Source organism: Sulfuriferula sp. AH1 (genome assembly GCF_002162035.1).
Taxonomy (GTDB): Bacteria; Pseudomonadota; Gammaproteobacteria; order Burkholderiales; family Sulfuriferulaceae; genus Sulfuriferula.
On the sequence record NZ_CP021138.1, the window covers coordinates 2,117,200 to 2,129,694 of the forward strand.

The window sequence follows — 12,495 nt, forward strand, 5'->3', positions numbered from 1 at the left end:
GAAGCTGTCACCTACTTCGGTACAGGCAGCTAAATGACGGTTCGTCAGCCTGACCGGATTTTTTAATCATTTACAAGGAGTTCAATCATGAACAAGGATCAAATCAAAGGCGCCGCAAAAGACATTGCCGGCAAAACGCAGGAAGAGGTCGGCAAACTGACCGGAAGCAAGACGCAGCAAGTCAAAGGGCTTGAGAAACAAGTCTCGGGCAAGTTACAAAAAGGCGTAGGTGACGCCAAAGAATTCATCAAGGATGCAAACAAATGAATTCCGGCATGAATCCTGATGCGATCCAGTCAAATCTGACTGGATTTTTCGGGGCAGATGCAGATATTGGCTACAGACCCCTGTAGTCAGTATCTATGGGGAGCTTATACCATGATGCAATCAATCGCCGTCCGGCAGACCCGCGCCAGACTCATGGCAGTGGCCGTATTCATTTCATTCGCCACGGTCTCGAGCATGAGCAATGCCGCATCATGCGGCAAGGGTGCAGGCATAAGCGCCAATGCACAACCGCGCAAATTTTCCAGAGTAGCGGATTGCCATAATGCGGAACAGAATCTGGAGAAAAGGCCCGTATTCGACCTGAGAAACCTTCCCCCACAAAAGAAATCACACTGGACTTGAGAAGGTATCAATACAAGCGATTCGCTTTACTATAAGCTGACAAGACCACTCAATCCTTATCGCCGGCCTTAATCCATTAAGGCATATCCACCTGCGGTGGCCCTGAAACCAACTACCTCGGCGCACCGCCGCAAGCCATAACGGCAACCCTCGTCCAGCCGCAGGATCGCGATTCATAGACTGATTACGCATGACGCCGCAATGACTGAGCCGATAAACTTGCATGCCATGTTGGCTGGCGGTAGAGTTCACCCACGCCACCGCCCATTACAGACAACCTGGTGGCCGCCAATGCCAGCCTATACTTACGGATTAATTCATGAATGCCCCAGACAAAATAATAACCGATGCGCCCAAAGCCATTCTGTTAAAAGACTACGCCGCACCGCCCTACCTGATCGATACGGCAGACCTGCACTTCGATCTGTTTGACGACCATGCCCGCGTTACTTCGCGCATGGTCTTGACTCGCAATGCCGCTGCTGCCGAGCCTCTGGTACTGCAGGGCGAGCAGCTGAAACTGCTGTCGCTAAAACTCGACGATCAGACTGTACCTGCCGGGCAATACCGGATCACCGATGCAACCCTGTCTATTGCCGGCGTTCCGGCATCGTTCGTCCTGGAGATCGTCACCGAGATCAGGCCGCAGGACAACAAGGCGCTGGAAGGTCTGTATAAATCCGGCGACCATTTCTGTACCCAGTGCGAGGCGGAGGGCTTCCGCAAGATCACCCACTTCCTCGACCGGCCGGACGTGATGGCAAAATACACGACGACCATCGTCGCCGACCGTAAATACACGCAACTGCTGTCCAACGGCAATCTGGTGGCTCAGGGCGAGCTGGAAGGCGGCAGGCACTGGGCAAAATGGGTGGACCCGTTCAGAAAACCCAGCTACCTGTTCGCGCTGGTGGCCGGGGATCTGGCGGTTGTGGACGACACCTTCGTCACCTGCTCCGGTCGCAGCGTCGCCTTGCGCATTTATGTCGAGCATCACAATCTGGATAAAACCGCGCACGCGATGCAATCCCTGAAACGCGCGATGCGCTGGGATGAGGAAACGTTCGGCCTGGAATACGATCTGGATATTTACATGGTCGTGGCCGTCGACGACTTCAATATGGGCGCGATGGAAAACAAGGGGCTGAACCTGTTCAATTCAAAATATGTGCTGGCCAAGCCGGAAACCGCTACCGATGCGGATTTTGACGGCATCGAGAGCGTGATCGGCCACGAATATTTCCACAACTGGACCGGCAACCGCGTCACCTGCCGCGACTGGTTCCAGCTCAGCCTGAAAGAAGGACTCACCGTATTCCGCGATCAGGAATTCTCCGCCGACATGTCCTCGCGCGCGGTGAAGCGTATCAACGACGTACGCTCGCTGCGCACCGTGCAGTTTCCGGAAGACGGCGGGCCGATGGCGCATGCAGTACGCCCCGACTCCTATATCGAGATCGGCAATTTCTACACCAGCACCATCTATAACAAAGGCGCCGAAGTCATCCGCATGATGCACACCCTGCTCGGGGCGAACGGCTTCCGCAAGGGCATGGATTTGTACTTCGAACGCCACGACGGCCAAGCGGTCACCACGGACGATTTCGTCCGTGCCATGGAAGACGCCAACCAGCGCGATCTCACCCAGTTCCGGCGCTGGTACACCCAGGCCGGGACACCCGGGATCAGTGCAACCGGTCATTATGACGCGGCCGCCCAAGTCTACACGCTGACGCTCAGGCAAACCTGCCCGCCCACGCCGGGGCAGCCGCATAAAGCGCCGTTCCATCTGCCCGTCGCCATGGGACTGCTGGATGCGCAAGGAATGGATATGCCGCTGCAACTCGAAGGCGAAAGCGCTGCGACGGGAACGACACGCGTGCTCGAATTACGCGAGGCTCAACAGGAATTCCGCTTCATCAATGTCGCGCAGCCGCCGCTGCCATCGCTGCTGCGCGGTTTTTCCGCACCGGTCAAACTGCATACGGATACCACGCGTGAACAGCTGGCATTTCTGCTGGCACACGACAGCGATGCCTTTAACCGCTGGGAAGCCGGCCAGCGTCTCGCCGGGGAGATCATTCTGGAACTGGTCGCCATCCACCGTAACGGCAAGGAAATGCACCTCGAGGACACTTTCGTGCAGGCGCTTGCCAAGGCGCTGGGAAGCGATCTCGACCCGGCGCTGGTGGCGCAGCTGCTGAGCTTGCCGAGCGAACTCTATCTGGCGGAGGCGATGGATGTAGTCGATGTGGACGGCATCCATCTGGCGCGGGAATTCGTGCGCCAGACACTGGCCGAACGCCTGCGCGGCGCATTTGAGGCCGCCTATCATGCCAACTCCACCAGCGGCACTTACCGCTTTGATTCCGTACACGTCGCCAGACGCAGCCTGAAGAATCTCGCCCTCGGCTACCTGATGACATTGAACGACTCCGTGTCGCGCAAGCTGTGCCTGCAGCAATTCGAACACGCGGACAACATGACCGACAGCATCGCCGCGCTGGCTGCACTGACCAATGCCGACTGTGCGGAACGCGCGCCTGCACTGGCGGCGTTTTATGCCAAATGGCAACATGACCCGCTGGTACTGGATAAATGGTTCGGGCTGCAAGCCACGTCCAAGCTGCCAGAGACGCTCGCAGAAGTCCGTACGTTAACCACGCATCCGGCATTCGAAATCACGAACCCGAACAAGGTCTATTCGCTGATAGGCGCATTCGCGCGCGCCAACCCGGTGCGCTTCCATGAAGCCTCCGGAGAGGGTTATCAGTTCCTGGCCGATAAGGTATTGCAGCTCGATGCGTTCAATCCTTCCGTGGCGGCGCGCATGCTGAGCACGCTCAGCCGCTGGCGCAAATATGACACGAAGCGTCAGGCGCTGATGCAAGCGCAACTGCAACGCATCCTGACCCACCCGGGATTATCCAGAGACGCCTATGAAATAGCGTCGAAGAGCCTGGCATAGATCAGGGCGTGACTAACTGGCCAATGCACAGCGCTCAGTTGAAAATCAGAAAAACGTCGCCATATCCGACGCTTGAAGTAGCCTATTTTTCAACGAGTTTGGTGAAATTTGCCAGTATCGGTTAAAATGCCCGATTATTTATTTACCTAATACCCAATCGCAGGAATATCAGATGAAAACAGCACAAGAGCTACGCGCAGGTAACGTATTCATGGTCGGCAACGACCCAATGGTGGTACAGAAGGCCGAATTCAGCAAATCCGGGCGTAATGCTTCGGTGGTGAAAATGAAGATGAAGAATCTGCTTACCGGTGCGACCGCAGAAGCCGTGTACAAGGCAGATGAAAAATTCGAAACCGTGCAACTGGATTACAAGGATTGCACCTACTCCTATTTTGCCGATCCCATGTACGTGTTCATGGACGGTGAATACAACCAGTATGAAATCGAAGCCGACAACATGGGCGACGCGCTGAACTATCTGGAAGACGCAATGCCGCTGGAAGTGATGTTCTACAATGGCAAAGCCATCTCCGTAGAAATGCCTACCACGGTTGTGCGCGAAGTGATTTACACCGAGCCTGCCGTACGTGGCGACACTTCGGGTAAAGTGCTGAAGCCTGCAAAAATCTCTACCGGCTTTGAAATCCCGGTGGCTGCCTTTGTCGAAATCGGCGATAAAATCGAGATCGATACCCGCACCAACGAATTCAAGCGTCGCGTTAACTGATGCAGATTAACCATTCGCTACAACCGCGGATGGTTAATCGGTAGCAAAGCAGCTTCGGCTGCTTTTTTATTTTCAAGGAGCATGCCGTGCTGACTGCAGATCAACTGTTAAGCGAATTACTGGATCGCGCCCGCGCTTTGACCGCAACCGAGACCCTGCCGACCGAGGCTGCCGGCGGACGCGTACTGGCGGCTGCCCAGGTGTCCGCCATCACCGTACCGCCGCTGGACAACAGCGCAATGGACGGCTATGCGGTACGCGCCGCAGAATGCCATGGCGGCCAGCCTTTACTGGTCTCGCAGCGCATCGCGGCCGGCCATATGGGCGAGCCGCTGCAGATCGCCAGTGCGGCGCGCATTTTCACTGGCGCACCGATCCCGCCGGGTGCCGACGCGGTGGTAATGCAGGAACATTGCACGGTCGACGGCAACACCATCCATGTACAACGCCCGGTCAAACCCGGCGACAATATCCGCCGTGCGGGCGAAGACATCATGGCCGGCGCCGAGATACTGCCGCCCGGCACCCGTATCGGCGCAGCCCACATGGGGCTGGCCGCATCGGTCGGACTGGCGACGCTGCCGGTATACCGCCGTCTGAAAGTGGCAAGCTTTTCCACCGGCGACGAATTGGCACAGCCCGGCACCGCGCTGCAACCCGGACAGATTTACAACTCCAACCGCTATACGCTGACCGGCCTGGTGCAGGCACTGGAATGCGAATGGATAGATATGGGCGCGATTCCCGACACGCTGAGCGACACCATAGCCACCCTACACCGCGCAGCCACCCTGGCTGACGTCATCATCACCAGCGGCGGCGTCTCGGTCGGCGAAGAAGACCATGTCAAAGCCGCCGTCAGCCAACTGGGGACGATAGACTTGTGGAAAGTCGCGATGAAGCCGGGCAAACCAGTGGCTTTTGGTCGTATCGGTGAAGCCGATTTCATCGGCTTGCCCGGCAATCCGGTATCGGCATTTGCAACATTCAGCCTGTTTGCCCGGCCGTTCCTGCTCAAACGCATGGGCGCAACGCAATTGCGCCCAACGATTTATCGCGTACGTGCCGCCAGCGAATGGCTGAAATCCGGCGATCGCCGCGAGTTCCTGCGCGGCCGCACCCGGATTGCCGACGACGGCGAGCTCGAAGTTCAGCTCTATCCGAACCAGAGTTCGGGCGTGCTCAATTCCACCGTCTGGGCCAATGGCTTCGTCGATCTGGAAATCGGGCAAACCATCCGGATTGGTGATATGGTTAGATTCATCCCTTTTAGCGAAGTGCTGCAATGAACGTCAAAGTACTCTATTTCGCCAGATTGCGTGAACAGTTCGGCATCAGCGAAGAAACCGTAGCGCTGCCGGATAACGCCGTGATGGTAGCGATGCTGCTGGATGTGCTGCGTGCCCGCGGCGGCGTATGGGCCGAACAGTTGGCGGCCGGCAAGGCGTATCGCGTGGCAGTCAATCAGGGGCTGGTCGATCAGGTCGCGCCGATCGAGGCCGGCGACGAAGTCGCCATCTTCCCGCCGGTGACCGGAGGTTAAATGAAAATCGCGGTTCAAAGCGAAGATTTCGATCTCAGCACCGAAGTCGCCGCCATGCGTGCCAACCAGCCGCAAATCGGCGCGATAGCGAGTTTTGTCGGCCTGGTACGCGACATCAACGACGGCAGCTCCGTTGCCGCGATGAGTCTGGAGCATTATCCGGCAATGACGGAAAAGGCCTTGCGCGCGATCGCAGCCGAAGCTGCACAACGCTGGCAGATCATCGACGCTACCATCATCCATCGTATCGGCGACTTGTATCCGAGCGACCAGATCGTACTGGTCACAGTGGCTTCCATGCATCGCCATGACGCGTTCGCCGCTTGCGAATTCATCATGGATTTTTTGAAGACGAGCGCACCGTTCTGGAAAAAGGAACTTACTCCGCAAGGCGCGCGCTGGGTGGATGCACGCGAGACCGACGAAAATGCCACGCAGCGCTGGGTTAAGCCATCATCGCGTTAAACTCGGCGGTCAGCGTCTGCAGCATCTGCGCATGCTGCGATTCCATTTTTTCAAACGCAGCAATCACCTGATGGGCTTTCAGAGTCAGTTGCGCCCCGCCGCCGCCTTTACCGCCAGTGCTAGTGGTGACCACGGCCTGACCGAAGGCATTTCCCATCGCATCTACCGCATCCCACGCCGCCTTGTAGCTCATCTTCATCGATTTGGCGGCTTTCGAGATCGAACCCATTTCGCCGATCTTCTTTAGCAGTTCCACACGCCCGCGCCCAATGAAATTTCTACCATTGCGCGTTATCCATACTCTGCCCCATACTTGCGTGTCAGATAGTGTTGTCATTTGCGTGTACTCATAATGCAAAAATTATTACTAATGTTATCGAGGAGGTGCAGCATGAAAACGATTCTAACCGGCCTGGTCTTGCTCATACTGGGCATCAACCTGCCTGCCATTGCGGCGGACACCAGCGGATTCAGCAAAATCTACACGGTCAAGGGCGATTTCGACAGCGTACGCGATTCTCTGGTCACCGCTGTGGAAGGACGCGGTTTGAAAATCAATCATATCAATCATATCAGTGAGATGCTCGACCGTACCGGAAAAGACCTGGGCGCGACCCAGCAAATCTATCTGAATGCGGAACAAATAGAGTTTTGCAGCGCGGTGCTTTCGCGCAAGATGATGGCAGCCAATCCGGCCAATATTCTGATGTGCCCGTACAGCATCGCCGTGTATAACCTGCCAGCCCAGCCGAACACCATTTACGTCGCCTATCGCATCCCGCCTGCCGTCAGTGACAAGACATCCGCAGCAGTTTTCCTCGAAGTCAAAAAGTTGCTTAACGACATCATCCAGGAAGGTATTTCCCTGGCGATGTAATCCGTATCCGCAGGCACGCGCCCGGCTTGTCTGCCGGGGTTTACTTGAACTTGTAGTACTGCTGATTCAGATACGCGGCAACGTGCGCCTCATCTTCGGGGAACCAGCCTGTTCCGGTATTGGCATTGCAAGCGCTGATGCGTGCAGCCAATTGTTGCGGGGTTTTAACCTTGTGATCCGGACGGGTATAGATTCTGGAGGCATCACCGCCGAACATCGACGCATGGCAGCTCTGACAGGACTTATCAACCAGGGCTTTGCCGATCTTCGGGTCACCTTTCTCAAAGGGCGCGGCCAGAGACGTGCTGGAAATGCTCACCAGCGCTAATGCGACAAGTAGTTGTTTCATATCCACTCCTTCAAAAAATGATTGCTTCATTATGCACCGAAGAAGATAAACGCGCTACCCGCTGCTGGGCATTCGGATGTGAATCGTAAAACAATGAATATAAGCTGTCAGGCGTCAGCGTTGCTGCATTATCACGATAAAGCTTGATCAGTGCACTAATCAGATTGCCAGCCTCGGCATGCTGCGCTGCATACTGATCCGCCTCGAATTCGTGCTTACGCGAATACACGCTGGAAAGCGGCTGCAACGGTAAAGTGAAAATGGGCAATACCAGAAAGAACAGCACGAAGCCGGCGCCGGCACCAATTTGCGAGACATTCAGACCGGCGAAAAACCACGGGCTGGTCATCAGCATATTGAGCACCCACAGGAATGCCAGACTCATGCCGAATATCCACACCATGCGTTTCATCACATGCCGGTGATGGAAATGCCCCAACTCATGCGCCAGGACCGCTTCTATCTCGCTGGACTGCAGGTGCTTGAGCAGCGTGTCGAACAATACGATACGCTTACTCTTGCCAAACCCGGTAAAGTAAGCATTGCCGTGACGGCTGCGCTTGGAGCCATCCATCACAAACAAACCTTGCGCGGCAAAACCGCATTTCTGCAGCAGCTGAGAGATGCGCTGTTTCAGCTCACCGTCGGGCAGCGGCTCGAACTTGTTGAATAGCGGCGCAATAAAATTGGGATAGATCGCCAGTATCAGCAAATTGAATCCGACCCAGAGCAGCCAGGCATACAGCCACCAGTAGACACCTGCCGATGCGATGATCCACAGCACCGCAAACAATAACGGCAAGCCCAATACCGCGCCCAGCACCAGCTGCATTATCATATCGGTGAGGAACTGCCGCATTGTCATGGTATTAAAACCGAAGCGCTGCTCCAGCCTGAATTTCCGGTATATCTCCAACGGCAGTTCCGCCAGCCCGCTCAGCACGATTACACTGGCAATGAGCGCGACATTCGCCACGATCATGCGGTCCGCATGCCCGGACCAGAACCGGGCCAGCCAGTCGACGCCACCCGCCAGCGTAAAGCCCAATACCAGCAGTACTTCCAGCGTTATTTGCAGCAGCGAGAAACGGCTCTTGGCGACAGTATAATCGGCTGCTTTCCGGTGCTGTTCCAGACTGATCCGGTCAGTAAAAGCAGCGGGAACGCTATCGCGATGTTGCCGGACATGCCGAATCTGCCGCATTGCCAACCAGACTCGTAACCCTGTGGTCAGCGCCAGTGCGCTCAGGAAAATCAAAGTAAATGTATTCATGCTCAGGATTATGCCACAATCTGGGTTTTAACCGTTGGAAGCGAAATGGCACAAGATCAAAACAACCTCATCTGGATAGACATGGAAATGTCCGGCTTACTCCCCGATACCGACCGTATTCTGGAAATCGCGCTGGTAGTGACCGATTCCCAGTTCAACACGATAGCCGAGGCCCCAGTGCTGGTTGTGCATCAGTGCGATGCCGTACTCGATGGCATGGATTCGTGGAATAAAGGCACGCACGGCAAATCCGGCCTGATTGACAAAGTGAAGGCATCGACGCTGAACGAAACTACTGTCGAACAGCAAATGCTGGATTTTCTGAAGCAGTATGTCCCTGCCCGCATTTCGCCGATGTGCGGCAATTCGATTTGTCAGGACCGCCGCTTTCTGGCGCGTTACATGCCGAAACTGGAGGAATATTTCCACTACCGCAACCTCGATGTCAGCACACTCAAGGAACTCGCCAAGCGCTGGAAACCGGAGATCGTCAAAAACTTCACCAAGAACAGCAAACACGAGGCGCTATCGGATATTTACGACTCCATCGCCGAGATGAACCATTACCGCGAACTCTTTATCCGGCTGGATTAAGCCAGCGAGTCGGCAGCGGAAGGTTCGCTGCCCTGAATGATGCCGCCGCCGAGGCACACATCGCCCTGATACAGCACCACGGATTGCCCCGGCGTTACCGCCCATTGCGGTGAGTCGAAAGCAATCGTCACGGCATTGGCGGTGACCTGCACCAACCTGCACGGCGCGTCTGACTGCCGGTAACGGGTTTTGGCGGCATAAGCCTGCGCGCTATCGGGTGCCGTGCCCGCGGCCCAGCTCAGATCAGCAGCAAACAGCCGCGAACTGTAGAGCAACGGATGATCATGGCCTTGCACGACAATGAGCTCGTTGCGGACGATGTCCTTGCCGGCAACGAACCATGGCTCGCCGGCGCCGCCAATACCCAGTCCCTGACGCTGTCCGATGGTGTGATACATCAGACCCTGATGCCGGCCCATTACCCGACCTTCCGGGGTGCGCATGTCGCCAGGCTGTATCGGCAAATAGCGCTGCAAAAACTCGCGGAACGGACGTTCGCCGATGAAGCAGATGCCGGTGCTGTCTTTTTTCGCCGCATTGGGCAAACCGGCTTGTTCAGCGATTCTGCGCACTTCGGTTTTATGCAGCTCTCCCAGCGGGAACATGGATCTGGAGAGTTGCGCCTGGTTCAGACGATACAGGAAATAGCTCTGATCCTTGCTCGAATCGACAGCCTTATGCAACTCGAAAAAGCCATCACGCTCATGCAAGCGCGCGTAATGCCCGGTCGCGATTTTTTCAGCGCCCAGTCCTATCGCATAATCGAGAAAAGCCTTGAACTTGATTTCAGCATTGCAGAGCACATCAGGGTTCGGAGTGCGTCCCGCCTGATATTCCCGCAGAAAGTAACTGAACACGCGATCCTTGTATTCGGCACTGAAATTCACCGCTTCCACTTCGATACCGATCATCTCGGCGACAGCCAGCACATCGAGAAAATCCTGACGCGCCGGGCAGTTTTCGTCTTCATCGTCCTCCCAGTTTTTCATGAAGACACCGGTGACGCGGTAGCCCTGCTGCTTTAACAGCAAGGCGGTCACGGCGGAATCGACACCGCCGGACATGCCGACGACAATATGGGGGTTTGCTTTATTCATCAGGTGAGGTGCCACGAAGCCAGTCTTGTAAAGGATAAATTACTGCAGGTGCGCCATTATCGCGGAACCACGAGTCGACGACAAATTTTCGTCCGCTGGCAAACTCTTCAATTTGCGCGCCCCAATGCACATTGACCACGAATGGCGCACGCTCGACGGGCGGCAGCACATCATGAAATGACAAGAATCCGAAACGCTGGAGCAGATGCAGATAAGCAGTGGTATTGCGGGAATGATCGATACAGTCCATGCGCCCGTCACGCCCGTCATCAGCCACATTGCCGCCCTTGTCATTACCGGTCGGCGTTTGTTCGGCTGCATAGGATTCGAGCAGACCGATTCCCAGTGAGATAGCGGCGCGCTCTTGCGGCGGAGTAACCGCATCCCTGAACAGCTCGCGCACATTCCGCATCTGCGTACTGGTCAGCGCCACTTTGGCATGGACGGCACAGCCGTAATTGTAACAAATATCGACTGTCACCGCCCCGCTTGCGGCAGGCCACAGCCATAGCAGTGCCAGTACGAATTTCATCCGTAATGGCGTAATAGTGTAAGCGGATAGCGCACGCCGCCGAGATAATCGTCAACGCAGTCGCTCACCAAAGGGCTGCGATGACGCTGCCGCGATGCACGGATATCTTCCGGCGCCTGCCATACCGCCCGGATAATGCCAGCATCCAATGCCCGCCCCGGCTCATGGCCGGTAATTCGGCCAGCGAAAGCAAAACGTAAATAAGTACGGTCATGTGCAGGCTGGTGCCACTGATAAATCCCGATCAGCGACTCCGGTACGAAATGGTAAGCGGTTTCCTCCAGCGTCTCGCGGATCACCGCGGCAATAATGGATTCGCCGGCATCAAGATGACCCGCGGGCTGATTGAATAAAACGCCATCAGAGGTATTCTCTTCCACCAGCAGAAATTTTCCTGCCTGTTCAATCACGGCGGCAACCGTTACATGGGGTTTCCAGATCATTGTTCGCGCACAAAAAACTGATTCTACCCTGTGCATGGCATCATGCAAAACCCGGTCAACAAAAAAGGCAGGAATAAACCCTGCCTTTTTAATGTTGCAAATTAATTACTTGGCAGCTGGAGCGGCTTCGTCTTTTTTGGTTTCTTCTTTTTTAGCAGCAGCTTTTTTCTTGGCGTGATGCTTTTTAACTTTGTGCTTGGCTGGTGCAGCCATTTCAGCTTTAGGTGCTTCAGCAGCTGGTGCAGCAGCATCAGCTGCAACAGCGGAGAACGAAACAGCGGCAAAAGCGGCAGCGATGATAGCAGATAACAGTTTGTTCATTTTGATATCCTTAAAGTTAAAATAAAAAATCAGTAAGTGGCTTGACGACAAAAATCATCATCGTCACAGCAACTAACGCGGTCGGGTTAACGCCGGTTGACAGGTTCCTGCAAAATATTTGCAATCTCATTTGCATCCACAGAGCGATATTGTCCGGGTGCGAGTTGATCGAGTATGAATCCTCCGATCCGGGCACGAATCAGACGCAGTGTCGGATAACCGGTTTTGGCGGTCATCCGCCTTACTTGCCGATTCTTGCCTTCGGTGATGGTCAGTGCAATCCAGCTCGTCGGAATATGCTTCCGATAACGCACGGGCGGCGTGCGCGTCCACAACCCTGCTGGCTCGGCGATATGTTCCGCACACGCAGGCTGGGTTACGAAGTCGCCCAAATCAACGCCTTGCGCCAGAGTTTGCAACGCGGTATCGGTAATCTCCCCTTCCACCTGCACCCAATAAGTTTTGGGTAATTTGTGCATGGGATGAGCGAGTTGATGCTGTAACCGACCATCATCGGTTAAAATAAGCAAACCTTCACTGTCGGTATCAAGCCGACCGGCAGCATAGATGTCAGCAATCGGAATGAAGTCTTTCAGGGTGGGATGCCTGCCATCAGGACTGAACTGGCAAACCACGCCATAGGGTTTATTGAACAGGATAACTTGCCGCATAC

At 55.3% G+C, this 12,495-nt stretch carries 17 protein-coding genes; 9 read left to right on the forward strand and 8 right to left on the reverse strand.

Annotated features, from left to right (window positions below):
- Positions 1 to 87: 87 nt before the first annotated feature.
- The 7 genes from CAP31_RS10725 to moaE all read left to right on the forward strand — a co-directional run bounded on the left by CAP31_RS10725 (position 88) and on the right by moaE (position 6,336).
- Complete coding sequence (locus CAP31_RS10725) at positions 88 to 267, forward strand: CsbD family protein (RefSeq protein WP_087447523.1); 180 nt, start codon at positions 88 to 90, stop codon at positions 265 to 267.
- Between the two features lie 111 nt (positions 268 to 378).
- Positions 379 to 630, forward strand: coding sequence for a hypothetical protein (locus CAP31_RS14840; protein ID WP_157662732.1), 252 nt, complete (start codon positions 379 to 381; stop codon positions 628 to 630).
- 319 nt (positions 631 to 949) lie between these two features.
- On the forward strand, positions 950 to 3,598 hold the full coding sequence (gene pepN, locus CAP31_RS10730; protein ID WP_087447524.1) for an aminopeptidase N: 2,649 nt from the start codon (positions 950 to 952) through the stop codon (positions 3,596 to 3,598).
- Between the two features lie 172 nt (positions 3,599 to 3,770).
- Positions 3,771 to 4,328: an elongation factor P gene (gene efp, locus CAP31_RS10735; RefSeq protein WP_087447525.1), complete on the forward strand. Its 558-nt coding sequence runs from the start codon at positions 3,771 to 3,773 to the stop codon at positions 4,326 to 4,328.
- 86 nt (positions 4,329 to 4,414) lie between these two features.
- Positions 4,415 to 5,617, forward strand: a complete 1,203-nt coding sequence (gene glp / locus CAP31_RS10740) for a gephyrin-like molybdotransferase Glp (protein WP_087447526.1) — start codon at positions 4,415 to 4,417, stop codon at positions 5,615 to 5,617.
- A complete protein-coding gene (moaD, locus tag CAP31_RS10745) occupies positions 5,614 to 5,871 on the forward strand; it encodes a molybdopterin converting factor subunit 1 (protein WP_087447527.1) in 258 nt (85 codons plus the stop codon). The genes glp and moaD overlap by 4 nt, the downstream gene beginning before the upstream one ends.
- Complete coding sequence (gene moaE, locus CAP31_RS10750) at positions 5,872 to 6,336, forward strand: molybdopterin synthase catalytic subunit MoaE (protein WP_087447528.1); 465 nt, start codon at positions 5,872 to 5,874, stop codon at positions 6,334 to 6,336.
- Here moaE and CAP31_RS10755 read toward each other — a convergent pair.
- Positions 6,317 to 6,673, reverse strand: coding sequence for a winged helix-turn-helix domain-containing protein (locus tag CAP31_RS10755; protein ID WP_087447529.1), 357 nt, complete (start codon positions 6,671 to 6,673; stop codon positions 6,317 to 6,319). The genes moaE and CAP31_RS10755 overlap by 20 nt on opposite strands.
- Positions 6,674 to 6,727: 54 nt before the next feature.
- Here CAP31_RS10755 and CAP31_RS10760 point away from each other — a divergent pair, with 54 nt between their 5' ends.
- The gene (locus tag CAP31_RS10760; protein WP_157662733.1) at positions 6,728 to 7,213 is read left to right on the forward strand and encodes a DUF302 domain-containing protein; all 486 of its coding nucleotides are present in this window, start codon (positions 6,728 to 6,730) and stop codon (positions 7,211 to 7,213) included.
- A 40-nt stretch (positions 7,214 to 7,253) separates the two neighbouring features.
- Here the strand turns inward: CAP31_RS10760 and CAP31_RS10765 are convergent, their stop codons facing one another.
- Positions 7,254 to 7,562 (reverse strand): cytochrome c, encoded by a 309-nt coding sequence (locus CAP31_RS10765; RefSeq protein WP_087447531.1) that lies wholly within the window; start codon positions 7,560 to 7,562, stop codon positions 7,254 to 7,256.
- 10 nt (positions 7,563 to 7,572) lie between these two features.
- On the reverse strand, positions 7,573 to 8,835 hold the full coding sequence (locus CAP31_RS10770; protein WP_087447532.1) for a M48 family metallopeptidase: 1,263 nt from the start codon (positions 8,833 to 8,835) through the stop codon (positions 7,573 to 7,575).
- Between the two features lie 45 nt (positions 8,836 to 8,880).
- Here CAP31_RS10770 and orn point away from each other — a divergent pair, with 45 nt between their 5' ends.
- On the forward strand, positions 8,881 to 9,429 hold the full coding sequence (gene orn, locus CAP31_RS10775; protein ID WP_087447533.1) for an oligoribonuclease: 549 nt from the start codon (positions 8,881 to 8,883) through the stop codon (positions 9,427 to 9,429).
- On the opposite strand, the gene mnmA is transcribed toward orn, so the two are convergent.
- The 5 genes from mnmA to CAP31_RS10800 form a co-directional block, all read right to left on the reverse strand.
- Positions 9,426 to 10,526 carry a tRNA 2-thiouridine(34) synthase MnmA gene (mnmA, locus tag CAP31_RS10780; RefSeq protein WP_087447534.1) on the reverse strand — a complete coding sequence of 367 codons (1,101 nt, stop codon included), beginning with the start codon at positions 10,524 to 10,526 and terminating at the stop codon, positions 9,426 to 9,428. The two genes, orn and mnmA, sit on opposite strands and share 4 nt — an antisense overlap.
- Positions 10,519 to 11,058 (reverse strand): hypothetical protein, encoded by a 540-nt coding sequence (locus CAP31_RS10785; RefSeq protein ID WP_087447535.1) that lies wholly within the window; start codon positions 11,056 to 11,058, stop codon positions 10,519 to 10,521. The genes mnmA and CAP31_RS10785 overlap by 8 nt, the downstream gene beginning before the upstream one ends.
- Positions 11,055 to 11,501 (reverse strand): NUDIX hydrolase, encoded by a 447-nt coding sequence (locus CAP31_RS10790; RefSeq protein ID WP_087447536.1) that lies wholly within the window; start codon positions 11,499 to 11,501, stop codon positions 11,055 to 11,057. Before CAP31_RS10790 ends, CAP31_RS10785 begins: the two co-directional genes overlap by 4 nt.
- A gap of 105 nt (positions 11,502 to 11,606) precedes the next feature.
- Positions 11,607 to 11,822: a hypothetical protein gene (locus CAP31_RS10795; protein ID WP_087447537.1), complete on the reverse strand. Its 216-nt coding sequence runs from the start codon at positions 11,820 to 11,822 to the stop codon at positions 11,607 to 11,609.
- 86 nt (positions 11,823 to 11,908) lie between these two features.
- Positions 11,909 to 12,493: a pseudouridine synthase gene (locus CAP31_RS10800; RefSeq protein WP_087447538.1), complete on the reverse strand. Its 585-nt coding sequence runs from the start codon at positions 12,491 to 12,493 to the stop codon at positions 11,909 to 11,911.
- Positions 12,494 to 12,495: the final 2 nt, after the last annotated feature.